The sequence below is a fragment of the Winogradskya humida genome (assembly GCF_016862215.1).
Taxonomy (GTDB): Bacteria; Actinomycetota; Actinomycetes; order Mycobacteriales; family Micromonosporaceae; genus Actinoplanes; species Actinoplanes humidus.
The window spans coordinates 1-24,145 of the sequence record NZ_BOMN01000152.1; the positions used below are offsets into that span (position 1 = coordinate 1).

At 68.4% G+C, this 24,145-nt stretch carries 19 protein-coding genes; 12 read left to right on the top strand and 7 right to left on the bottom strand.

Translation table 11 applies throughout. From position 1 onward, the window contains the following. The 4 genes from Ahu01nite_RS49020 to Ahu01nite_RS49035 form a co-directional block, all read left to right on the top strand. The coding region (locus Ahu01nite_RS49020) for a DUF7380 domain-containing protein (RefSeq protein WP_203843661.1) at window positions 1–715 on the top strand (715 nt) is incomplete at its 5' end. Between the two features lie 947 nt (window positions 716–1,662). Further along, a complete protein-coding gene (locus Ahu01nite_RS49025; protein ID WP_203843662.1) occupies window positions 1,663–1,974 on the top strand; it encodes a hypothetical protein in 312 nt (103 codons plus the stop codon). 76 nt (window positions 1,975–2,050) lie between these two features. Then, entirely contained in the window at window positions 2,051–2,593 is a 543-nt protein-coding gene (locus Ahu01nite_RS49030; protein ID WP_203843663.1) for a hypothetical protein, read from the top strand. An 8-nt stretch (window positions 2,594–2,601) separates the two neighbouring features. Continuing rightward, the gene (locus Ahu01nite_RS49035; RefSeq protein WP_203843664.1) at window positions 2,602–3,426 is read left to right on the top strand and encodes a hypothetical protein; all 825 of its coding nucleotides are present in this window, start codon (window positions 2,602–2,604) and stop codon (window positions 3,424–3,426) included. A gap of 399 nt (window positions 3,427–3,825) precedes the next feature. Here the strand turns inward: Ahu01nite_RS49035 and Ahu01nite_RS49040 are convergent, their stop codons facing one another. Then, a complete protein-coding gene (locus Ahu01nite_RS49040) occupies window positions 3,826–6,822 on the bottom strand; it encodes a WD40 repeat domain-containing protein (RefSeq protein WP_203843665.1) in 2,997 nt (998 codons plus the stop codon). 427 nt (window positions 6,823–7,249) lie between these two features. On the opposite strand from Ahu01nite_RS49040, the gene Ahu01nite_RS49045 reads away from it, so the two are divergent. From Ahu01nite_RS49045 to Ahu01nite_RS51220, 3 genes are all read left to right on the top strand, one after another. Further along, a complete protein-coding gene (locus Ahu01nite_RS49045; protein ID WP_203843666.1) occupies window positions 7,250–8,155 on the top strand; it encodes a hypothetical protein in 906 nt (301 codons plus the stop codon). A gap of 44 nt (window positions 8,156–8,199) precedes the next feature. Next, window positions 8,200–9,060, top strand: coding sequence for a DUF4132 domain-containing protein (locus Ahu01nite_RS49050; RefSeq protein WP_203843667.1), 861 nt, complete (start codon window positions 8,200–8,202; stop codon window positions 9,058–9,060). Between the two features lie 192 nt (window positions 9,061–9,252). Then, entirely contained in the window at window positions 9,253–10,611 is a 1,359-nt protein-coding gene (locus tag Ahu01nite_RS51220; protein WP_239159777.1) for a ricin-type beta-trefoil lectin domain protein, read from the top strand. A 455-nt stretch (window positions 10,612–11,066) separates the two neighbouring features. On the opposite strand, the gene Ahu01nite_RS49060 is transcribed toward Ahu01nite_RS51220, so the two are convergent. Next, window positions 11,067–11,675: a TetR/AcrR family transcriptional regulator gene (locus Ahu01nite_RS49060; RefSeq protein WP_203843668.1), complete on the bottom strand. Its 609-nt coding sequence runs from the start codon at window positions 11,673–11,675 to the stop codon at window positions 11,067–11,069. A 124-nt stretch (window positions 11,676–11,799) separates the two neighbouring features. On the opposite strand from Ahu01nite_RS49060, the gene Ahu01nite_RS49065 reads away from it, so the two are divergent. Both Ahu01nite_RS49065 and Ahu01nite_RS49070 read left to right on the top strand, forming a co-directional pair. Continuing rightward, window positions 11,800–13,539: a CocE/NonD family hydrolase gene (locus tag Ahu01nite_RS49065; protein WP_203843669.1), complete on the top strand. Its 1,740-nt coding sequence runs from the start codon at window positions 11,800–11,802 to the stop codon at window positions 13,537–13,539. 13 nt (window positions 13,540–13,552) lie between these two features. Beyond that, window positions 13,553–14,233, top strand: a complete 681-nt coding sequence (locus Ahu01nite_RS49070) for a hypothetical protein (protein WP_203843670.1) — start codon at window positions 13,553–13,555, stop codon at window positions 14,231–14,233. 117 nt (window positions 14,234–14,350) lie between these two features. On the opposite strand, the gene Ahu01nite_RS49075 is transcribed toward Ahu01nite_RS49070, so the two are convergent. Then, window positions 14,351–15,424, bottom strand: coding sequence for an LCP family protein (locus Ahu01nite_RS49075; protein WP_203843671.1), 1,074 nt, complete (start codon window positions 15,422–15,424; stop codon window positions 14,351–14,353). Window positions 15,425–15,427: 3 nt separating this feature from the next. Continuing rightward, window positions 15,428–16,228, bottom strand: coding sequence for a polysaccharide deacetylase family protein (locus Ahu01nite_RS49080; protein WP_203843672.1), 801 nt, complete (start codon window positions 16,226–16,228; stop codon window positions 15,428–15,430). Window positions 16,229–16,565: 337 nt separating this feature from the next. On the opposite strand from Ahu01nite_RS49080, the gene Ahu01nite_RS49085 reads away from it, so the two are divergent. After that, on the top strand, window positions 16,566–17,936 hold the full coding sequence (locus Ahu01nite_RS49085) for an RICIN domain-containing protein (protein WP_203843673.1): 1,371 nt from the start codon (window positions 16,566–16,568) through the stop codon (window positions 17,934–17,936). Between the two features lie 152 nt (window positions 17,937–18,088). After that, entirely contained in the window at window positions 18,089–18,958 is an 870-nt protein-coding gene (locus tag Ahu01nite_RS49090) for an RICIN domain-containing protein (RefSeq protein ID WP_239159778.1), read from the top strand. Here the strand turns inward: Ahu01nite_RS49090 and Ahu01nite_RS49095 are convergent. From Ahu01nite_RS49095 to Ahu01nite_RS51225, 3 genes are all read right to left on the bottom strand, one after another. Further along, a complete protein-coding gene (locus tag Ahu01nite_RS49095) occupies window positions 18,955–19,944 on the bottom strand; it encodes a LacI family DNA-binding transcriptional regulator (protein WP_203843674.1) in 990 nt (329 codons plus the stop codon). The genes Ahu01nite_RS49090 and Ahu01nite_RS49095 overlap by 4 nt on opposite strands. A 58-nt stretch (window positions 19,945–20,002) precedes the next feature. Continuing rightward, window positions 20,003–21,037, bottom strand: coding sequence for a LacI family DNA-binding transcriptional regulator (locus Ahu01nite_RS49100; RefSeq protein ID WP_203843675.1), 1,035 nt, complete (start codon window positions 21,035–21,037; stop codon window positions 20,003–20,005). A 190-nt stretch (window positions 21,038–21,227) separates the two neighbouring features. Further along, window positions 21,228–22,700, bottom strand: a complete 1,473-nt coding sequence (locus tag Ahu01nite_RS51225; RefSeq protein ID WP_239159779.1) for a glycosyl hydrolase — start codon at window positions 22,698–22,700, stop codon at window positions 21,228–21,230. Between the two features lie 367 nt (window positions 22,701–23,067). Between Ahu01nite_RS51225 and Ahu01nite_RS49110 the strand changes: the two genes are divergently transcribed. Then, on the top strand, window positions 23,068–24,135 hold the full coding sequence (locus Ahu01nite_RS49110) for a LacI family DNA-binding transcriptional regulator (protein WP_203843676.1): 1,068 nt from the start codon (window positions 23,068–23,070) through the stop codon (window positions 24,133–24,135). Window positions 24,136–24,145: the final 10 nt, after the last annotated feature.

Below are 24,145 nucleotides of genomic sequence, written 5' to 3' on the forward strand. Positions count from 1 at the left end.
AGGCGACTCTTCCCCGCTGCGTCGTGAGCTGTGCCGGGCTCTGACGTACTCCCTGCACCTGGGACTCGGAGATGAGGAACCGGGGTGCGAACTGAACACAGGCGGCAACGACCTGCTGCCGGCGGTCCGTGACCTGCCCGAACCGGTCATCCAGCTGTGGCGTGGTATCGCCGACGGCGCCACCGAACCCGCCACGGTCGCGCGATTCGCCGACCTGCTCTGGTGCCGGCGTATCCCCGGAGCGGGCCTGCACGCCGCCCGAGCGGCACGCGCCTACCTCCAGCTCGCCGCCACTGGCGACATCGACATGGACGGCATGGAGTTCTTGCTGCGCGCCTGGACCCTGACTCGCCGGATCGCCGCCACCGACCTCGACCAGCAGACCCGCGCCCGGCTCGCGCAGGTCGCCTCCGACGTCCCCCGGCGACCGGCCCGGGATCCTGCTCACCGCCCTCGGTGCCGGCTGCCAGTACCGCTGCCGCAACGTTCCGGCTTTCCACGGCCCGCCGCCGGGCTTGGTGAATACCAAGGCGTCGGGCTGTTTTCCCGCGATGAGGCGGTCGAACAAGGCCGCCGTACTTGGCGCCAGTGCAATGGTGCGGCGCGAGCGGGCCGTCCTCGGCCCGGCAAAGGTGCCGTCGCGGTGCATCGTCCGCGCGACCCGCAGCACCGGATCTGGGCTGAGGCGGACATCTTCGATGCGCAGGCCGAGTAACTCGCCCAAACGCAGCCCCGTTCCCAGCAGAGCCATCACAAGACCGGATCAGCCTAGGGCAGTGCGCGAGCAGGATGCCGACCTGATCAGGATCGAGCACGCACGCCTGATGCGTGGTGATGCGGGGAGACCGTTGCCGTGACCTTCAATCGGCCGACGCATCGGGTTGTCACAGCGCAGATGTGGCACCGCGTCGCGCATCACCTGGTTCAGTACCGTCCAGTGCTTACGAACCCCGGCCGGCATGAGCTCGCGGGACAGCGGCGCCTTCCAGGGATCGAGGTGCTCGAACCGACTGATCTCGGCGATCTGTAGATCCCCGAGTTGGGCGGCGACGCGCCCACGCAGGATCCGCGCGTACTCGGCGTGGGTAGTAGCGGCGACATCAATTTTGACCGCCAGCCATCATTCGATCCACTCGCGCAGCAGCACTGTGGGCGGCCGCGCCAACGCCCGGGCTGCGGTCGGGTCGATCGCCGCGTACACCTGGGTTCGGGTCACCAGCGCGCCCTGCGCCTCGACGTACTGCTTGGCCGCGATGGCCTTGTCGTTTGACGGGCCGCGGAACGTGCAGCACTGTTGCCGTCCGCCTGCAGCCCGCCAACGGACACAGAACGAGTTCTCGTGTGTAGATGGAAGCCATAAGTCGACCCTGCTCGCCTTGCCGAGGGTCCGTGTAAGCCGAACGTGTAGGGCTCCTTCGCACGAGTGGCATGACGCCAGAGACCGAGGATCCTAGGACGGCTTGGATGTCGTGACGTCAGGCACCGACGGCAGCCGCGATTTGAGTGATCAAACGAACCCTTCTACGGCACACCAGCACCCGGTCTTCATGGCCGATCGTCACCAGTTCAGCGAGCCTTGCGGCCGACGCCGCATGACCCATCACCGAATCTCTCTGTCGATCGTTAGTACGCTGCCCGGTCCAATCTGACGGAGCGAGTGACATGAGAGCTGAGAGACAGGGGTACTTGATCGACTCCGGGTTTGGCGAGTGGCGCTTCTGCGCCGGGATCCGGGATCGCTCCTTTCTCTCACATGCCTGGCTGGAGCGGGACGGTCTTATCCTCGACATCACCGCGGACCAGTTCACGGAGATCGACGAGCCGGTGCTGCTCACACGCGATCGGACCTGGCATGACCAGTTCACTTTCGTTGAGCGTCACCGCACGGCAAACCTCGAATACCTGCTGCTCCAGGACTTCGCGGTCGACGCCGAGTGGACATACCGCGAGCTGTGCCGCCGTACCGGTCAATAGCTCGGACAGCCCCGAGAGGCGGTACGCCGTGACGACGACAATGCCGTCCAGAACAGGTTCGGAAGGGAGAGGGACAATGCCGGTTTGCTTGGGAGATCTCCCAGCCGCCGACTGCGACCAAGACGTCTCCGTCTTCGCGGCCCTGCCGGAAATCGAACAGCTTGCTTGGCCTGACGACGTTGTAAAGCAGTGGCTCTACGATCACGGCCGCCACCTCGAGTTTCTCGATGACTACGGCAGCCTCGACCTAAGCCAGATCCGATGGACACTCCAGCGCGTGGTGGTTGACGACTTGGCCGCTGCTCCCACCGGACCCAGCGATCAGGACTGGTTGGAACAGGTCGCTGCAGAACATCGATACTGGCTGAGCCGGCGTCCGCAGAGGTACCGCGAGGCCTGGGAAAACCAGGGAAGCTGGCTGTTGCCGCCCATCCTCATCACCCGAGACCTGATACACCCGGGAAGCCCCGGCCTGCAGGTGGTCGAGGGGCGCATGCGCATGGGAATCCTCAAGGGAAGACGCGCTGACGGCCTGCACGTCGCTGACACACACCAAGCGTGGGTTGGCTCAGCCTCGACTTCCGCCAAACCGGGAACGCAGCCGTGGGCTGCCGAATAGAAGACACCATGCTGATTCTTGACTGTGAGACGCCCGAAACCACCGCGTCAACACTGAGCCTCGCCAGCAAAGTGCCGCTACCCGACCTGCTCGAAGCTATCCAGCGGGCCGATCAATCCCCAGCTCTACCATGGCAAGATCCGTCAAGCGCACTTCCCGAGAACGCCCTCGCCGCCGTCGACGTCGACATCCCAAAGGTGGCCTTCGACGCTGCCTACTACTTCCACGGCACCCGCACCGTCGACCCCCGGCTTTTCCTCGCTGACGGCATCAAGCCACTCGGCCTGGTCATCGACCAGTTCTGGGACGCGCTGCATCTGCTATGCGCCGACGACATACCGGCCCACCGGTGGCAGACGATCCGCCGCGAGCTCGAACACGACGGACCCCGCTCGCGGTCAGACGACCACAGCGCTTGGCTGTACCGTTTCAAACAACCCGATCCGGCGCACCACGGCCCCTACGCGTCCCTCATCCGCGAGCACACCGTGAACCCCACCGACGGCCAGCATGACTACCTTGCGACCCCGGAAATCATCCGAGACATCGCCGGGTATATCGGAAGCGATCTGCAGGCAAAGTTCGCGGCCGCAGCAACAAGCTGCGTCGTCAAGTTCCGGCACCCCGAAGTCGGGCTGCACCAGATCGAAGCCGCCATCTGGTACCTCCACCGCCACCTGAACGATGAGCCTCTCGACTGGAATACGCTCCATTTCATCGACTGCCGCAACGTCGCCGTGCCTGCCGTCGACGTCGAGTACGTCGACGAGATCGAGCCGAGAAGCCCACAAGATCACTCGCGGACAAACCGGCGCCGCCACACGTTCGGCTAAACAGATCATCCGCAGTCGGCCGGGTACACATAGGAAGCCAGCCGAACAGCCTGTGCGTGAAGGTCGCGGAACGCCCGACTAATCGACTAGCATCGCTCTACCGGAGTAGCGGGATGACTACAGCGCGTAATATGAACGTGATTCTCGCTGTCGTGCCAGGTAGGGAGTGTCATTCGGGTGACCGACGCAACGAAGCAGGAGCCAATCCCAGGCCTCACCGTGCCGGTCTCCCCCATCGATCCGTCGCCGGTCGTCGTCGCGAGCCACGGATGCCGACCGTCGGATCTGACCGGGGCGGTTGCTGCGGTGATCTCCCGGCGTTGCGGCGCCGCGAGCGGCTGGTACGCCCGACGTGGTGGAGTCGACCCCACGGATGAGCGGCCCGACACGTCGGGCCGGTCACACGAGGCGGCGCGTTCGGTCCTCCAGGTCCCAGATGTGGACGGCGTTGCCCGCGTCGCTGGAGGCCACCAGAATGCGCCCGTCGACCTCGAGTGTCGCCACTTGGTACACACCGGCCGTTCCGTGGCCCCGGTACAGCCGGCCGATCTCTTCACCGGTGCGGAGGTCGGCCACGAACACACCCTGCTCGGGGCCGTCGCTCGATCCGATCAATGCCACCGCACCGACCACCACGAGTGCGTTGTTGAAGCGTGAGTCCGGTGTGATCTGGCCCAGGATCGCCCGGGTCGCGGCGTCGTACACGCTCTGGTACGCGGACTCGTGCCATTGGAAGTCGCCCTCGTCCTCGTCCTCCACGTCGACGCCTTGGACGATGACGAGGCGGCCGTCCAGCATGCCGAACGCGCCGAGGCCCGCGGACTCCTCCGTCACGACGACGGGCGGGTGCAGCGGCTCACCCGACCGCACGTCCCACACGGTCACGCGGCCCTGGTCGTACTCGTGGTGCGGGCTGACCACCAGGGCGACCAGCCGGCCGTCGAGCACGCCCAGGTCGAGGTGGACGACGTCGGTGCCGGTGTTCAGCGTGGCGTACGGCTGACCGCTCGCGGCGTCGACCAGTTCGACCCGGCCGCCACCGCTGATCGCACCGAGGATCTCGCGGCCGTCGACGACGGTCGTGGCCAGGCCGAAGACCCCACCGTCCAATCGGGTCAGCGGCTGTGCCCGGGGTCCGTCAGGGTGCGCTGACCAGCGCAGCAGCAGGCCGGTCGCGTCGGTGGTGACGAGGATGTCGTGAGCCGGGCCGACGAACGCGATCCCGCTCACCGGCCCGTCGTGCCCGGTGAGCGGGGCGCCGACCTGTCGTCCGGTGGTGACGTCCCACAGCCGTACCGTCATGTCGTGCGCGCCCGAGGCGAAGACCGGTGCGCCGGCCCAGAACCCGCCGGCGAGGGCGTTGATCTGGCCGGTGTGCCCGGGGTCGGTCGGAGCCGCGCGCAGCATCCACATCCGGGGTTCGCCGCGCTCGGCAGTGGAGACCACCACCGGCTCCCCGCGGTGCTCGGTGAGATGCACCGAGACGACCTTTGCGGTGTGGCCGTTGAACGGCTCGCCGATGGGTTCGCCGGTGTTGGCGTCCCACACCCGCACGGTTTGGTCGCGGCCGCCGGACACCAGCACAGCACGCCCGTCGAACGACCCGAAGGCCAGCGCCTCGACGCTGCCGTCATGCCCGGTCAGCGGCGGCAGCGCGTCGTCACCGGTGGCCGGGTCCGCCACCCTGATCGGCCCTGCGCCGGTGCCCGCGAACACCACCGGGCGGTCACCGGCGCGGCCGGCGACCAGCCGCACGTGTCCGCCGCCGAGCGGGTACTGCCGACCGGCTGGCTCACCGGTGACGGCGTCCCACGACCGCAACGAATGTGCCACCCTGTGCTGGTCGGCGGCATGGGCGGTCACCACGGTACGACCGTCGACTTCGGTGAAGACGACTTCGCTCTGGGGGTCGAAAGGTGTGTCGATCTCGGTGCGGGCGGCGCCGGCCGCGAAGTCGTAGACGGTCAGACCCGTTTCGGTGACCACGGCGAGCACGTCGTGTCCGTCGAGCCGGCCCAGGGCGAAGCCCTGCCAGAGGTCGGTGAACCGGTCCAGCCGGGCCACCGGGACGCCGGCGACCGGATCCCACACCCGGGTAGGCGTGCCGCGGATCATGACAACAGCCCGCCCGTCGACCGTGCCGGCGGCCAGGGTCCGGCCGGCCTCCTCGCGCAGTGGCCCGCCGTAGAACGGGCTGGGGCGCTCCTGTGCCGTCGCCACGTCGAACAGCTGCAGGGAGCCTCCGTCGCCGGCCAATGCCACGGCCGGCCGGCCGTCGACCCGGCCGAGCGCGATCTGACTGCCGAATGAGGCCAGTCGGGTGCCCCGGCGTTCACTGTCCGGGCTGGAGACCCATAGTGTCGTTTCGCTGGGGCGCGAGCTGACGACAACCGCGTAGAAGCCGCTGTCGAGCGTACCGAGCATCACGGTGTGGGGTTTCCCGTCGTAGCCGGCGAAGAAGTGCGGCAGCACCTCGCACCCGGCCACCGGGTCCCAGAGCGTCAGTCGTGGCCCGGCGTCGGCATCGGCGCCGTGCCCCAGCAGCAGCAGCGGCCGGCCGTCCACCAGCGCCATGCTCTGCGTCCTCAGCGACGACAGCGACTCGTCGGTCAGGGCCGGCGGGGTCAGCACTTCGGCGCCGGTCTCCGCATCCCACAGCAGGATCGGGTGCGCCTGATAGTAGTTCTGCCGGGAGGCGACGATCAGCCGGCCCTCGTACGAGACGGCGGCCAGCCACTCGGCCCTCCCGTTCGAGTGGTTGTGGTGCGGCGCGCCGAACGCTGCGCCGGTCAACGCGTCGAAGAACCGCATCGCGCCGCCCGGCGGGTTGCCCATGACCAGCATCCGGCCGTTGTGCTCGACGAAGAAGTCGCTGGCGAGGCACCCCTCCGGCAGAGCGGGGTAGTCGGCGATCGGCTCGCCGGTCGCCACGTCCCACGCGAGCGCACCGGCGTCCTGGGCCCACGGCGGGATCGGGGCGAACACGGCCGGCCGGCCGTCGACCGTACCGAGGGCGAGCGCCGATCGGCCCTGCGCACGCGGGATCTCCCGTACGAGATTCCCGGTCGCGGCGTCACGAACGATGACCGTGCCCTGAGGGTATTGGGGCACCAGCGCCGCAAGCAACCCGTCGTCGCTCAGCCGCAGCGCGCTCGGCGCCTCGACGCGCAGACCCGAACGGTCAGGCAGGAACGCCCCGGACTCAAGGTCGAAGGCGCCGAGCACGGTCTGCTGGTCGGGATCCAGGCGAAGCAGCACGAACACCGCCCGCCCATCGGCCTCGACGATCACCGAATCGGTGAACTCCAGCGGGCGGCCGCCGGCTTCGAACGGAACCCGTAGGATTCGGTGCGGAGCGACCTCAACGTCCTCGTGCCAGACAAACTGCTGCTCCATGCGGCGGAGATTATAAGATCGGCACAATGGCGGAGCTGGCATCAGCCGCCGCCGCGGGATCGCCTACCGTGCCCTCCCTCGGGCGCCCAGTTTGGTCGGCCAGCCGTGCTAGTTCGGCCGCTTCCATACGCGTTGACTCCGGCCACTTGATCCGGGACTCGACTCAGCGACTACCGCTATGCCCAGTTGAACAGGTGGCGTTGAGCCCCTATGCGTCTTCAGCCTGATCCCTCCGGACGAGCCGAGGCCCTGGGCGTGGTCGCAGGAGTCGAGCGCCGCGCAGCGTTGTGGGCTTCTGGTTCGGTCGCTTTGATGGATCGGTGTAAGCCAAGTCGGCGCCGGGCGGACGGACGGCCGATACATCTGGCCAGGACGGGCTGACTTGGGCGGGCGCCCAGGCCGCCACGACAACCATTACAGTCGCATCGTGAGTGCAGACCAGGGTCTTGTTCGGTTGTCCGACTCGTTCGGCGTACGCCGTGCCCGAATTGGATCGATCCTCGCCGATGATGGGACGATCTATCTCGTCAAGTGGGATGATACCCACGAGGAAGAGCGCGTCCCACGAGCCGCCGACGTTCACGTCGCGACGAGGGGTTCGCTGCGTTTCATGGCCCTGTCCGACGCCCGGCTGTTCCATGCCGTCTTCGCCCAGGAGCCTCTCGCGGTAGTTCTCCACCTGCTGGCCGAGTCGTCGGCCCCGTTGAACGTACGAGAGATCCGGGAGCATCTGGTTGAGCTCGGGCTCCGGAACGAAACCTGGGCCCGGCATTGGCCCCGCGCGCTAGCGGTTCTGCCTAAGTGGCCAGGTGTTGTCCGACGGCATAAGGGCGACACTCTGGCCTACGCCTGGGTGGGCGACGACCTACCCGATCTTCCGTCGGAGGCCGAGTCCGAGCCGGAACCGGAGCGGCCCACCCTTACGCCCGCGTCGAAGCCCGCTCCTTCGTCCGCCAAGCCGGTCGCGGCCGCCGCGACACCGGCCGAACCGGCGGTGCCGTCCGCTGAGCGCCTCCGCCGCCAGATGTCCGCCGCGCGGAGCCTCAGCGAGGTCGCGCGCCTGCTCACGCTCCCGAGGGAGTTTGTGGCTGAGCTGTCACCGGAGGTCGTCGCCTCCGCTCTCCGCAGGGTCGCCGCCGAGGATCGGCTGGTCATGGGCTTGCTCGAGGCCCTGACCGCCTCCGGGCCGATCGGCGCGCTGACCGAGGAACTAGCGATCGCGCGGGCGGCGAACGCCGCACTCCAGAGCCGGGTCGACGAACTGGAGGAGTGGTGGACGGCCCTCGAGCAGAGCACCGATCCGAGCTCCGCAATCCGTCAGCCGGGTAGCTGACGAGCTTCTGGTGCGCCGCTGTTCGCGGGCTGATGCCGGCTGCGGTGGGACGTCCGGGACGCACCCGCCGTCAGGCCGAGGATGCGCTGCGGTTCCTGGCGGGGGCCGGGCACGAAGACGCGGTGTGCGACGGTGCGACGGAGTACGGCTCCGAGGCGGCCGCCGCGGTCGAGACCCTGCTGGGGGCTGACCCGCTCGTCATGCCCCCGGGCCACATCCCCAAGCTGCCCTATTGGGCGCGACCATCCGTGTTGCCCTCGGTGCTGATGCGCGAAGGTTCCGTGGTGCTTCCGGAGTCTGCGGTCAGGCACGCACTCACCGCGCTGGCGCTGTGTCGGCCCGGTGAGCCGTACGCCGCGCTGCCGGCGATCCGGGCTGCTTATGATCCGGCGAGTCTGGCCGGCTTCGGCTGGGAGTTGTTGCAGTCCTGGCTGCTAGCCGGTGCCCCGGCGGCGGACGGGTGGCCGCTGACCGTGCTCGGTCTGATCGGCGACGACGACACCGCCCGCCGGCTCACCCCGGCGATCCTGTCCTGGCCGGGTGACGGCGGGCATGTCCGGGCGGCCGTCGGTGTCGAGGTCCTTGCGGCGCTGGGCAGGCCGGCCACAGTGATCCAGCTGAACACGGTCGTCCAGCGGACGAAGTTCCGGCCGCTGCGGAAGGCGGCCGCGGAAAAGCTTCAAGATGTCGCGGATCGGCTGAAGATCACCGCGGAACAGCTGGCCGGCCGGCTCGTCCCGGACTTCGGGATCGCCGCCGACGTCCACGAACGGACGGTGACGCTGGCGGAGAGCCTCGCGCAGTGGCAGGACCTGTTCCTGGATTACGAGATCGTGCAGCCGTTCCCGCAGTTGGGCCGTGAGACCTGGCAATGTTTTGGCAACACGGCGTTCATCAGCCATTGACATTGAGTGAGCCGCGTGGTTAGCGTGAGAGCGCTCTCACATATTGATGGCTCGCGATGCTTGTCCAGGGAGAGCACTCTCGGCCGCCCCGGGTCGGGAGCGTCCGTCGTCCACTCGCCATGTCCGGCCGCGGGGTCGCCCCGGGCATGGCGTCGATCCGTCATCCCCAACGGAAAGGCGAGGCTCCCCGACATGAAGATCAGGAATGCAGGTTTCGCGGACCGAGCGCTGTCACGCAGCCGGCGGCGACTCATGGTCCTCCTCACCGCGGCCGTCACTGCACTGGTCGGCAGCGTGGTCATCCAGCAGCAGCCCGCACACGCCGCGTGGAACCTCGTGTGGGCCGACGAGTTCAACGGGTCCGGCGCGCCCAGCAGTGCCAACTGGAACTACAACGTCGGCAACGGCCTCAACCCCGGCCTCAATGCCTTCGACGGCTGGGGCAACGGCGAGTGGGAGTGGTACCGCCCCGAGAACTGCACGCAGTCCGGCGGCAACCTCGTGATGCGCGCCAACTGGCTCACGACGCCCATCACGGTCAACGGCCGCAACTTCTACCAGACGTCGTGCCGCATGACGACGGATACGAAGAGGTCCTTCCAGTACGGCCGCATCGAGGCGCGTATGGCGCTCCCGACCGCCACCGGCTCGTGGCCGGCTTTCTGGATGCTCGGTGATTCGTGCGACGAGACGTCCACGAGTGCCTACAACCCGGCGCAGACCTACTACGACCGCCTGCCCACCAACTGGGCCAGTTGCGGCGAGGTCGACATCATGGAACACGCGAACGCGAACGCGACCGTGACGAACAACATCTTCTGGGATCTCCGGACCGGTGTGTTCCCGTGGACAGCGGGTCAGAACGCCAACTACGTCGCGAACCCCGCCGTCAACAACGCCGCAGCCTTCCACGTCTATGCGATCGAGTGGACGGCCGCGCAGATCCGCTGGTACATCGACGGTGTGCAAACGCACGTGATCGACACGACACCGGCGACCTTGGAGGAGTTCCGCAAGCCGTTCCACGTCATCTTCAACCTGGCGCTGGGCGGCACGTACCCCGGGCAGAACCCCGTGCAGAGCCAGTTCCCGCTCACTGCATCGATCGACTACGTGCGCTATTACCAGGACGGCGGGGGCACGACGCCGCCTCCCGCGGACGGACCCGCGACCCAGATCAACGGGCCGGGCGGCAAGTGTGTCGACGTGGCCGGTGACAACACGGGTGGCAACGGCGCGCCTGCGCAGTTATGGGACTGCCAGGGCACGGCGGCGATCGACCAGCAGTGGACGTGGAACGGGCAGGCGCTCCGCACCCTCGGCCGCTGCCTCGACGTCCAGGACGCCGGAACAGCCAACGGTGCCAAGCTTCAACTCTGGGACTGTAACGGCAGTGGGGCGCAGAACTGGGTGCAGGAAGGCAATCGGATGCGCAATCCGCAGAGCAACAGGTGCATCGACTCGCCATCAGGCGCCACAGCGAACGAGACCCGATTGCAGATCTGGGACTGCAACGGATCGGCCGCACAGTCCTTCGTGAAGGCCGCGTGACGGCCGGCCGAGGGTCACGCTGACGGTCAGGGCGCGGGAGCGGACAGGCTCCCGCGCCCTTTCCGCGCATTCCGGGATACGACCAGCGCCGGGCTTGTCCGGCGCGCTTCGGCCGGCACACCACGGTGTCCTTCCTGACCGCCGACGAGGCCGACGCTCTGCTCGCCGCCCCGGACGCCAGCCGCCCCGGACGCCAGCCGCCCCGGACGCCAGCCGCCCCGGACGCCAGCCGCCCCGGACGCCAGACGCCTCGGACGCCAGCCGCCGCTGGGAAGGCCGCCCAGACCGATCTGCGCCTGTCCGAACTCAGCGCAGGGATCTGTCCGTATAGGACTGCCAGGGCACCAGGCCGTCGGGCGTCGGGCGACGTGGCGGGTGCCAGCTTGTGGTTTGGCGTCGAGCGACATGCGGGGTTCTTTCCCCGTTGGCGGGGTGCCTGAATTCTCGGCGGCGATTCACCGGTCGCCGGCCAGGAGTTGCTGTATCGCCGGGCCGATGGTTCTGACCAGGGTCTCCTTGTCGGTGGCAACCAGGGCCGGGACGCCGATGATGCGCTGGCTGGTGATGATGCCGACCAGCATTGCTGCGGCCAGGCCGGCTCGCAGGATCGCTTCGTCGCCGCGGCCGTGCATGCCGTGCGTGAGCCGGGACTGGATGAAGTCGCGCAGCTGGGTGTTCGCGTGCTGGTTCACGATGGCGCCGCGGAGCATCGCCATCAGGGGCTCGGACTCCTCGGCCGGGCCCTCCCAGGCTTCGAGGTAGGCGCGGACCACCCGTTCGCCGAGGTGTTCGCCGGGGCCTTCGAAGGCGGTGTCGAACCGGTGCAGGGCCGATGGCGGGATGGCCATCACGGTGGCGAACAGTTCGTCCTTGGAGCCGAAGAACTGCATCACCTGCGACGGGTCGACCCCGGCGTCGGTGGCGATGCGCCGGATGGTCGTCGCGGCGAATCCGTCGCCGGCGAATCGGGCGCGGGCGGCTTGCAGCACCGCCTGTCGGGTGCTCTCGGCTCCTGGTCTGCGACCGATCCGAGCACGTGGCATGGACGGGTTCTGCGAGCTCATGCACCGAGAATAGCGATCGCCAAGGCACTTCTCAACAAGTGTTGAGTTATTCGGAGATCGGTCATACGCTCACCTCGACGCAGGAACCCCGGAAGGGTCTCTGCTGAGACGAAGGAGGCTCGTGGTGAGCGAAGACCAGCAGATGTTCGTGCCGTCCCACCCGCTGCCCGGTCCGAGGAGCGGTGTGCTCACCGCCTTTGATCCGGGCACCCGGACGCTCGCGGCGGGCTTCCAGGTCGCGCCGCCGTTCAAGCCACTGCCGGTCGACATCGTCCTCGACAAGGACGTCGCCGTGCAGCTACGCGACGGGGTGACCATCCACGTCGACGTGTTCCGCCCGGCCGGCACCGAACAAGTCCCGGTGATCGTGGCGTGGAGCCCGTACGGCAAGGGCCAGGGCACGTCGGTCAGCGTGATGGGCGTCTTCGGGCTGGTCGGCCTGGACAACAGCATCGTGTCGGGCCTGGAGAAGTTCGAGGCGCCCGACCCGGCGTACTGGTGCGCCCAGGGTTATGCGATCTGCAACCCCGACATCCGCGGCGTCGTCGACTCCGAGGGTGACAGCGTGCTGTGGGACCGTCAGGAAGGCCGCGACTGCTACGACCTGATCGAGTGGCTCGCCGAGCAGTACTGGTGCACCGGCAAGGTTGGCATGAGCGGCACCTCGTATCTGGCTGTGTCGCAGTGGTTCACCGCGGCCGAGCAGCCGCCGCACCTGGTCGCGATCAACCCGTGGGAGGGCGTCAGTGACGTCTACCGCGACCTGGTGATGCGCGGCGGCATGCCCGACACCGGCTTCGCCCACCAACTGCAGGACGGCAGCTTCTTCGGCAGGAACAACAAGGAGGACATCCTCGCCGAGGTCGAGAAGTACCCCTTGATGACCGGCCTCTGGCAGAACAAGATCCCGGACTTCGCCCGGATCACCGTTCCTGCCTACATCGTGGCCAGCTACTCCAACACCCTGCACACCGCCGGGACCTTCCGCGCCTGGCGCCGGATCGCGTCACCGGACAAGTGGCTGCGCATCCACAACACCCAGGAATGGCCCGACTACTACGACAAGACCAACGTCGAGGATCTGCGCCGGTTCTTCGACCACTACCTCAAGGACGCAGACAACGGCTGGGAGCAGACCCCGCGCGTACGGTATTCGGTGCTCGACCTCGAGGGCGGCGACCAGGTCAACCTCCCGGCCGGCACCTTCCCGCCGGGCGACGTGACGTCGACGAAGTTCTACCTCGACGCCCGCACCCGCACCCTGACAGGCACCGCCCCGGCGGAGGCGACGGAGGCCACGTACGCGGTGCAGGCCAACCCGGACGCGGTGTCCTTCCTCGCCCGCTTCGACGACGAGACCGTGCTGGTCGGCTATCCGAAGGCCCACCTGTTCGTGGAGGCCCGCGACGCCGACGACATGGACCTGTTCGTCCTCGTCCAGAAACTTGACGCGCACGGCACCCCGCTGCAGGCGTTCACCGTGCCGAACCAGAGCGCCCGGGCCCACGACCTCACCGACCACGGCGCCACGATCCTGCGCTACAAGGGTTCCGACGGCCGGCTGCGGGTGTCCGCCCGGCACCTCGACGAGACGCTGACGACCGACGACGTACCCGCGCACAGCTTTGACCGGATCGAAAAGCTGTCACCGGGCGAGATCGTCGAGATCGAGATCGACCTGTTCCCGGTCGGCCTCGCGTTCCACCCGGGCGAGCAGCTGCGGTTCGTCGTCAGCTCACGGAACCTGCTCGGCACCCTGATGCCGGGGATCCGCGAATACGTCGGCGCCAACACCGGTACACACGTGGTCCACACCGGCGGGCAGCACGCCTCATACCTGCAACTGCCCCTCCGGACGCGGTAAGGCGGCCACGACCATGACCTCGAACACCGAGCATTGGGTACGTCTCGCCGGTGAGGACACCGACGCGACGATCGACAACTTCGAGCTGTTCTCCGCCCGCAGGGCCCTGAAACTGCTGAAGACCAACCTGGGCCGCGACCGCCTGCTGGAACTGCTGCGCGACGACATCGCCGCCGGCGACGCGTTCCTGCGCGACCACCTCGAACGGTCCGCCGGGGCCGAGGCGACCGGCACGACAACTCTGCGGGCCCACCGGATCACCGCGGCGCAGTTCACCGGCTGGCTCGCCCGAGCGTTCGCTCGCGAGGACGTCATGCTGGCCGGGCACCCCGAGCACTACGCGATCCACAAGGCGCCGGGCCGCAACGTCAACATCGTCGAGACCCTCGGCGAGTTTGTGTGCTCGTTCTTCATGCGCGAGTGGGACGACAGCCTCGTCAAAACTCACGAACTGCCCGCCACCGCCGAGAAACCGGCCGGGCGCCGATCTCACATGCTCCTCGAGGACGGCACCGTGATCGGCTCGATCGCGAACGTCTTCACCGAAGAGCCCGGAGGGTTCACCGTACGGCTGTCGGTCACGCTGCCGGCAACCTGTGCCCCAGAGGTGGTCGAGCAGCACCTGGAGCACTTCGCGGTCGAATTCCGCACCTGGATCCTGACCGCCGCAACCGAGCTGACCCCGCAGGCGTAAACGACGCCGACGCGGCCACCGCTCGAGTCGCGGCCGAGTTCGACGGGTCGGCACCCGAGCTCACCGCACCGATCACCGATGGCGAATCCGCACCGACCCCCATGCTTGAGTGGCGATTCAGCGGCCATGGCGTACGTCGTTGGGCGGGTTGTCGCGGACGTATTTGTCGAGGTCGTCCTCGCGGAGTGCTGCGAACAGCTCGCGGGAGCGGCTGGCGTCAGGGACCATCACCGAGCCCACGCCGGGAACGTCCCGGTTCTCCGCGATCGGTAGCGTCATGAAGGTCATGTCGTTGGCCCGCAGGCCACGCAGTGTGAAAGCCAGGCGTTGCACAGGCATGCGCCGGTCTACGGTGAGGGTGCTGGCCGCGGTGCGGACCAGGCGGTCCAGGTCGCGGGGGCTGGTGAGCATGTTCTGGTCGGCGATTTTTTCGGCCAGTGCCCGCAGGTACTGCTGATGCCGCTTGGACCTGTCGATGTCGTCGTTGGGTAGGCCGCGGCGCTGACGCACGTAGTACTCGGCCAGTTGGCCGTCGAGGTGCTGTTTGCCGGCGGCGAAGGCTACGCAGCGACGCGAGCGGCCCTGCGGGTCAGTGCATGGTGCCGACGGGTACGGGCTGTGGTCGGGCAGGAAGCGGTACGTGTCGACGGTCGCCTTGTCGATGGTGACGTCGACGCCGCCGACCAGGTCGGTGAGTTTGCGGATGCCGGCGAAGTCCACGATCACCGGCCAGTCGATCGTGATGCCGCCGTACTGGTTCAGGGTCTGCACGAGGCGTGGGGCGCCACCCCAGGCGTACGCCGAGTTGATTTTGTTTCGGGGTCCGCGGCCGCCGCCGGCGGTGGCGATCGGCAGGTACGTGTCGCGCGGGATCGAGATCACATACGCCTTGCTCGTCGACTTCGGGATGTGGATGAGGATGACGACGTCGCTGCGACCGTCGCCCGGTTCACCCTTCGTGCGGCTGTCCGAGCCGATGATCAGCAGGTTCATCGGCCCGCGCACCTTCGGCGGCTCGGTCGTGGCGCCGGGGGAGGCCGGGGGTGCGGCGGGCAGCAGGTCGGCGCGTTCGACGGCGCCCTCGTACCGGTGGGAGAGCAGCCGGGTGCCGGCGACCGCGGCCGTCGATCCGACGACGAGCAGGGCCAGCACGACGACGAGCACGATCCGCAGACGACGAGACTTGGCCATCGCTCACACCCCCACGAAACGGTAGCCGCGGTCGATCAGAACGGGAAGGAAATTCCGCAACGCGCGTACGGTCTGGGACCGGTCGCCGCCGCCGTCATGAGTGAGCACTATGGACCGGTTGCCGACCTGGTGCAGGACCTTCGAGCGAATCTGGTCCCATCCCGCATCGTCCCAGTCGCGCGGGTCGACGTCCCAGGCGATCGAGGTCTGCCCGAGCTCCGCGCACACCTGGAACGCGGTGTGTGACCAACTCCCGTACGGTGCCCGGAAGAGGTGGGGTATGTGCCCGGTCGTTGCGGCAACGGTGTCGATGGCGCGACCGATCTCGGTCCGTGCGCGTGCGGCGGGCATCCGGCTGACGTCCTTGTGCGACCAGGTGTGCGTACCTATGGTGTGTCCTTCGTCGACGATGGACCTGATCAAACCAGGGTGATCGTGTGCCTGCTGCCCGATCACGAAGAATGTGGCTTTGATGTGTTGCTGCCGCAGGATTTTGAGCACTTGCGGCGTGTACGCCGGATCCGGCCCGTCGTCGAAGGTGAGCGCCACGGCCTTCGACCCTTTCGGTACAGCAGCGGCCGGTACGACGTAGAGCGGCTTGGCCTGGATCGCGATGGGCGGCAGCGCGGTCGGCGTGGGTGACGGCGGCGGCACTGACGGCGCCGGCGAGGATGGCAGTGTTGCCGGTTTCGCTGCCGGTCCGGCCGGCTTTGGCGGCGGCGGCCCGGCACAGGCGCTGATCAGGGTGAGTCCACCCAGAGTGAGAAGCGCCCGCCGGCCGCCGGACCAACGTTGTTGCGTCATTCCCTCCACCACCTCCGGCTCCGCTGGTGCAGCTGGTGCCGCAGAGATCGACGGCGGAGTGTGGGGGAGTCTTGTAGGGAGATGTCAGGAACTGGTGAGGCGTCCGGTGATCTCGAGGAGTCTCACCATCCGCCCATCGATGCAACCCCGCCAGCCAGCGGGAGTTCACCGCTTTGAACGTCGCCCGTTCAGCTGCTTCCGGGCGATTGACATCCATCAGTGGGCGACGTAATTTCGTCGTAACTTACTCGGTTCGAGGAGCGGCGACGTGGTTCAGCCGGCCGGACTGAGCCGGACCGGGTGGTCGATGCGAGCCGCTGGACGCCAAGGAGAGTCGATGAAGTTTCGTTCCCGAGCGGTGACCATTGCCGCGATCACGGCGACGGCCGTCGCGCTGACGGCCGGATTGACGCTGCCGGCCTCGGCTGCGGTCGCCGGTCCGATCACCGGCCTGGCCGGCAAGTGCCTCGACGTGGCTGCGGCCGGCACCGCCAACGGCACCAAGGTGCAGTTGTACGACTGCAACAGCACCGCCGCCCAGCAGTGGAACGTCGCCGACGACGGGACGGTCCGTGCCCTCGGCAAATGCCTGGACGTCAGCGGTGGCGTCAACGCCGACGGCACCAAGGTGCAGCTGTGGGACTGCCTCGGCAACGGCCACCAGCAGTGGCGATACGACAACACCACCAAGGATCTGGTGAACCCGGAGACAGGGCGGTGCCTGGACGTGGCCGGGCAGTCCAGCGCCAACGGCGCGCAGATCCAGATCTGGACCTGCAACTCCCAGACCAATCAGGACTGGGTGCTGCCCGGCGGGGGCACGACCCCCGGCACCTGCACGCGGTCGGTCGGCGCCGGCGAGCACCAGGTCCCGGTGACTCTGGCGGGCCGGCAATACCAGGTCACCGTCTATGTTCCGGCCGGAACATCGTCCACCACGGCGCTGCCGATGGTTCTCGACCTTCACGGTACGCAGATGACCGGCAGCGGGCAGCTGCAGTACAGCGTGATAAAACCGGTCGCCGACGCCGGCAAGTTCCTCGTCGTGGCGCCCACCGGTGACATTCCCGCGGCCAGTGGCTTCGCCTGGAACGTCCCCGGTGTCGGCACCGCCCCGGCCGGGGCGCGAGACGACGTCGCCTTCCTCGACCAGGTCATCACCACCGCCACCGGGGTGCTGTGCGCTGACCCGAGCCGGGTCTACGGCACCGGCTATTCCGGCGGCGGCCGGATGGTGTCAGCGTTCGCCTGCCAGCGCGCCGGCCGCATCGCCGCCATCGCCCCGGTCGCCGGGCTGCGCGCCGGCCGGCCCGACCCGCAGGACACCTCGCGCCCCGACCCGCAGTCGTGCACGCCCGTGCGGTCGGTGCCGGTGATCGCCTTCCACGGCCAGCAGGACAACACCAACCCGTACCAGGGCGGCGGCACCGAATTGTGGCGTTACTCGGTTCCGGTCGCGCAGCAGCGGTGGGCACAGATCAACAGCTGCTCCGGACCGGTGACCACCACGATCAGCGCGCACGTCGCAAAGACCGTCTACGGCGGCTGCTCCGAGGGTGCGGACGTCGTGCTCTATTCGGTGTCGAACGGCGGCCACACCTGGCCGGACACGTCCATCGACAACGGCAACGGCACGGTCACCCACGAGATCAGCGCCGACACTCTCATGTGGCAGTTCTTCCAGCGGTTCCGACTGCCCACGGCCTGACCCCTCAGCCCGGCGGTCCGGCAGTGACGAGCAACCGGGCCGCCACCGGATCTCCGAGAGAAAAAGGCCGTTGAGTGGAGAGTACGGACAACGCGGCGGAGCCGGCCAAGACACCACGCATTGCTCCGTACCTGCCGCCGGTACGGAGCACCGTGGGCAGGCTACCGACGGCGTCGTTCGCCTGGCCGCGGATCTCCGACTACTGGCCCGACGACGCAGACCGCCGCCCGCCGGCCGGCGAAGAGAGGGCGGTTGCCCGGCCGCGTTCAGTACGGTCGCGGCCGGCCGCCGGCGCGCTGCGTAGCCCGCTGATCGTGGTCGCCGGCGCGACGTTGCTCCTCGCGGTCGGGTTCGTCCTGGCCCGGATGGCCCAGCCGGATGCGAGTCCGTCCGGCCCGTGGGTGGGCGCCGCCGCGCTGCCGAGGGAGTCACCCGGCGCCGAGGTGCTGCCTCTGCCCGTCGAGAGCGCTACGTCCGGTGCCGGCCCGACCGTGACCGCAACGAGTACGCGCCCGACGCCGAGCACCCGCCCGACGGTGAGCGCCATTTCCGGCCGGCGTGGCGCCCCTCCATCAACCATCACCATCACCCCGGCCCCGAGAACCCCGCCAGGTGCGCGTACCGGGCCCATCGTCGGTGTGGGTGACAAGTGCGTTGATGTCACGAACGGCAGCGACGCCAACGGCACGCCCGTACAGATATGGGACTGCAACAACTCGGCCCAGCAGCAATGGACCATCGGCGCCGACGGCACGATCCGGGCGCTCGGCAAGTGCCTCGACGTGACCGGTCAGGGCACGGCGAACCGTACGCCGATCCAGCTGTGGGACTGCAACGGCTCCGGCGGGCAGGCGTGGGTGATCGAGTCCCGCTCCCACCTGCGCAACCCTCAGTCAGGCCGGTACCTGGACGTGCCCGGAGGTTACAGCGCCAACGGAGCCGGCTTGCAGATCTATGAAGGCAACACCAACCCGTGGCAGGTCTGGCACCTCCCCATTCCGATGCCGAACAGTACGAGCTAACGCGATGATTCGCGGAGGATCAACGTCGCCTTCGGGAGTTGCCGGGTCAGCGGTTCGCTGGCGGAGATGTGCGCCAGCAGGGTCGTCATGCAGGTACGGCCGTAGTCGACGATGTCACGGTGCAGGGCGGTCAGCGCCGGGCGTACGGTGCGGCAGAGGGCGGAGTCCTCCCAGGCGATGATCGACAGGTGTTCGGGGACGGCGACGCCCATCTCCCGCGCCACGCTCAGGGCGGCGACGGCCATCAGGTCGTTGTCGAAGACGAGGGCGGTCGGGCGGTGCCGGGCGCTGAGCAACCGGCGGGTGGCCCGTGCGCCCGCGGAGCCGGTGTAGTCGGCCGCGATGGTCTCCCAGGTCAGCCCCGCGGCCTCGGCGGCCTCGGCGATCGCCGAGGTGCGCCGCTGGGTGTGCAGCAACGACTTCGGGCCGCTGACCCTGGCGAACCGGCAATGCCCCCGGTCGTGCAGGTGGCCGACGAGCTGCTTGGCCACGGCGGCCTCGTCGGACCACACGTAACTGAAGGACGGATAGCCGGCGATCGGCGGCGCCAGGACCACTACCGGCAGATCCAGGGTCGACAGGGCCGGCAGCCGGGGGTCGTCGATCTGGTGGTCGAAGAGGATGACGCCGTCGACCCGGCGTTCGGCGTCCCAGCCCCGGTGGATCGCCACTTCCTGGTCGGGGGTGTCGGCGAACTGCAGGGCGAGGCCGTAGTCCTCGCCGGCCAGGGTGGCCTGGATGCCGCTGATCAGCTCTCGCCGGAAGACCTCGGCGCTCAGCTCCGGGGTGGGCCGGCGCATCACCAGGCCTATCGCGTGGGCGGCGGCGCCGTGGATCGCGCGGGCGGAGATGCTGGCGGTGAAGCCGATCTCGTGGGCGATCTGCTTGATGCGGGCGCGGAGCTCGTCGGACACACCCGGGCGGTCGTTGAGCGCGTACGACACAGCCACGCGGGACACACCGGCCCGGTGGGCTATGTCGGTCATCGTGGCCGGCCGGACCATGCCTCTCCCCGGATCGTCGGGCTGCTGCCGGCGGATGCCGTCAACCCGCGCTCATCCTAATCTCCGGCGGCGGCGCCGTACTGCCGCGCGGGACGAGGTGCGCCGGTTCGGCTTGACTGGAAGCGATCGGCCGGCCGGCCATCAAGCTCAGCAGTTGGCGGGCGGCGTGGGCGCCGTACGCGCCGATGTCGTGGGCGAGCGCGGTCAGCGTCGGGTGCACCAGCGCGCAGATCGGCGAGTCGTCCCAGGCGATCATCGACAGGTCGGCCGGGACGGTGAGGCCCAGCTCCTGCGCCACGGCGAGCCCGGCCACGGCCATGATGTCGTTGTCGTAGATCAGGGCGGTGGGCGGCCCGGCGGCGTCGAGCAGCTCCCGGGTGGCCTGGGCGCCGCTCGCGCCGGTGTAGTCGGTCCAGCGGACCGTGGTCTCGGTGAGCCCGCGTTCGGCGCAGATCCGTTCGAACGCCGCGGTGCGGACCGTCGTGTGGGCGAGCTCCCGCAGCCCGGCGATCCGGGCGATGCGCCGGTGGCCCAGGGCGGTCAGATACTCCACCGCCTCGGTCATCGGCCGGGCGTCGTCGGACCAGACGCTGGGTGGCGACCCGCCCGCGACGGGTGGTCCGATGACGATCGCGGGCAGGGCGAGCCGGCTGACCAGGGCCGGCCGTTCGTCGTCGATGCGGGTGTCGCAGATGAGCACCCCGTCCACCCGGCGGTCGCTGGCCCACTGCTGGTAGAGGGTGGTTTCGGCGCGGTCGTCGGTCACCATCTGCAGCAGTAGTGCGAAACCGTGGGCGGACAGCTCGGCTTCCAGACCGCCGACCAGTTCCATGAAGAAGGGTTCGACGGCGAGGGTCTGCGCGGGCCGGCGCAGGGCGAGCCCGACGACGCGGGAGGGTCCACCGGCCAGGGCGCGGGCCGAGCTGTTGGCCCGGAAACCGGCTTCTGCGGCGACGGCGAGGATGCGCTGCCTGGTGGGCTCGGCAACGCCGGGACGGTCGTTGAGAGCGTACGAAACCTGGCTCTTGGACACTCCTGCCTGGCGGGCGATGTCCGCGATCGTGACTCTCTTCACCCTCGGTGTCGTCGCTTCCGCTGGTCGGTGGGTCGCGGGATGACGACCCACCGACCAGGGTAGGTCAGATGGCTTGACCGGGCGGACCGCGGTCAGGGCGCGCTGGCCTTTGGCGAGGCGCAGATAGTGGTACGCCCAACAGGGCGTGCCGTCCTTGTCCGAGGCGCTGATGGCCCCGGGTCTCCGGAGGTCAGGCCGGGAGTCCCCAGATCTGCCAGGCGTTGGTGTTGGTGTCCCAGATCTGCAGGCGGGTGTTGTTGGCGGTGGCGCCGCCGGGGACGTCGAGGTCGCGGCCGGACTGCGGGTTGCGCAGGTGGCCGTTGGTCTGCGGGACCCATTGCTGGGCCCCGGATCCGTTGCAGTCCCAGAGCTGGATCGTGCTGCCGTTGGCGGTGCCCTGTCCGGTGACGTCGAGGCATTTGCCGAGGGAGCGGATGGTGCCGTCGGCGCCGATGGTCCACTGCTGGGCGGGGGAGCCGTTGCAGTCGTAGAGCTGGACGGCGGTGCCGTTGGCGGTGCCGTTGGCGGTGCCGGCGGCGGCGACGTCGATGCACTTGCCGCCGATGCCGGTGATCGCACCGGTCCTGTCGCCGGTGGGTGGCGGGGTGGTCGGCTGGTTGCCGGTGGGGATGTTGACCTCGCCCTGGTTGAACGTCCGGGCGTCGTAGTAGCCGGCCTGGATCGAGGCGTTGGAGTTGTAGTCCGGCATAGTCAGCCAGTCCATCCAGACGCTCCAGAAGACCCACTTCGGCTGGCTGTTCATCTGGCTCGGCTGGGGCACGCTGCCGACCTCGGCCAGCGCCATCGGTTTGTTGGCGCCGGCGATGGAGGACAGCGCGTTGTACCAGTCGGTGGACGGGAACTTGTTCACCCAGACATCAAGGGCAACGACGTCGACGTACGCATCACCGGGGTAGTAGTTCCGGACGCTCGCCGCGCCGCCGGCGGTGTCCTTCGGCGCCCACACGTAGATGAGGTTGCTCAGACCCTTGGACTCCAGGTAGTCGTGGGTGACCTGAAACAGCTTGGCGCCGCCGGCGGCGGCGTTCGCGTTGCCGCCCCACCAGGCCCAGCCCTCGTTCAACTCGTGCAGCGGCCGGAACATCACCGGGATGCCGGCGTCCTCGAGCTGCTGGAAGTACGGGACGAACTGGTCCAGCTTGGCCTTGTAGGCGTTGTTCAGCGAGGTCCCGCTCGTGACCACCGATGTCCATTCCGCCGAGGACAACTTGCTGCCCTTGACCGGATTCGAGCCGCCTTCGAAGTCGCACGTCGCCACGTCGGGCCGGCATGCGTGCATCGTGATCGAGCTGAGCGTACCGTTCGCCCACTCGGTCTTGACCTGGTTGATCATCGTCTGGCGGCTGTTGATGTCGTTCTGGCTGAACCCGAAGTCACCACCGAACAGGCCGGGGTACTGCCCGGTGATGTCGTGCACCTTGGTCACCCACTGGGCCGGGTTGCCGGTCGAGCCGCCCTGCTGGCCGGAGAGCGCGTGACTGCCGGTGAGGCTCTTGAGATAGGTGATCACGTCGGCCCTGGTGACCCCGGCCGGCGCGGGCGGCGTCGCGGCGGAGGCGGTGCCCTGGCTGATGGTGAACCCGGTGCCCAGGACCGCGGCCGTGCCGGCGGCTATCAGGGCGAGAACTCTTCGCTTCGACATCGGGGGAATGCCTTTCGCGTGAGGATGGGAGATGCGTTACGCACTTACGCGCTTCGTCGCCGAGCTGTTCCGGACTGCTGCGCAGCGCAGCTCATCGCGCCTTTTAGGGAGCTGAACGGCCATACGACATCGACATTGATCAGCATGACGCTTAATCTTTGTGTAACTTACTCGGTTCGTGCGGGACGTTGTCAAGCCTGAGGCGACCGGTCCACATGCGGCCAGGAAGCTGGCGGACCATGCGAGCCCGCCCACCCGTCCGCGAGGAGAAGCCAGCATGAGAGGGCGCAGGGCCGCCAGCGGCTTCACTAACGCGTTAGTAATCTTGTTATAGGGTGGCCACCACGTGTTGGGGGAGGGGAGATTCATGGCGGCGAAGACCACCGGGGGCAGGGGACGCGCGTCGCGGGGAAAGCCGACCTCCAGTGATGTCGCCGCGGCGGCGGGGGTGTCCCGCTCGGCTGTCTCGTTCGCGTTCAACAGGCCGGACTACATCTCCGAGGCGACCCGTGACCGGATTCTCGCCGTCGCTCAGGAGATCGGGTACGTGCCGAACACCCTGGCCAGAATGCTCAAGGCGGGGCAGACCAACGCGCTGGGTGTGCTGCTGCCGCAGAGCCTGGCCAAAATCATGGAGAACCCGTATTACGCGAGGTTCCTGATGGGGGTGGGGCAGGTCTGTGACCATGAGGGACTCACCATGGTCCTGACGCCGCCGCTGCGCGACTCGATGCTGAAGGCGATTCCATACGCGGCGGTGGACGGCTTCATCGTCTGCGGGCTGGAGACCGATCGTGGCGAGGTGGCGGAGCTCGCCCGGCACCGGATCCCGTTCGTGCTGGTGGACAGCGACCCTCAGGAGGACGTGCCGAGCGTTGACGTCGATGACCACGGCGGCGCGCTCGCGGTGATGCGTCACCTGCTGGGGCTGGGCCACCGGCGGCTGGCCGTGCTCAGCATCGATCCGGGGCCGGACAAGGCGGTGCGGGGCTACCGGGGCCCCCTGGCCCGGCGGATGGCGGGGATCGTGGAGGCGCTTGCCGAGGTGGGTCTGACCCTTGACGACGTGGCGCTCGCCGAGGTGCCGGTGACCCGGACGGACGGGTACCGGGCGACCAAGACGCTGATCAGGCAGGCGTCACCGACCGCGATCGTCGCACTCTCCGATGTCCTGGCATTCGGCGCGGTGGATGCGCTGCACGATCTCGGGATCGCGGTTCCCGGCCAGGTGTCGGTCACGGGATTCGACGATCTGGTTGAGGCGGCGTGGTTGCGGCCGAGGCTGACCACAGTCCGGCAGGCGATCGCGACCAAGGGCCGTACGGCCGCCGACTTTCTGATCTCGGCGATCCGGGAAGAGGATCAGCACCCGCATCAGCTGCTGGGCACGTCGTTGATGATCCGTGAGTCGAGCGGCCCGGTGCCGGCCGGCTGACGCTGCCGCA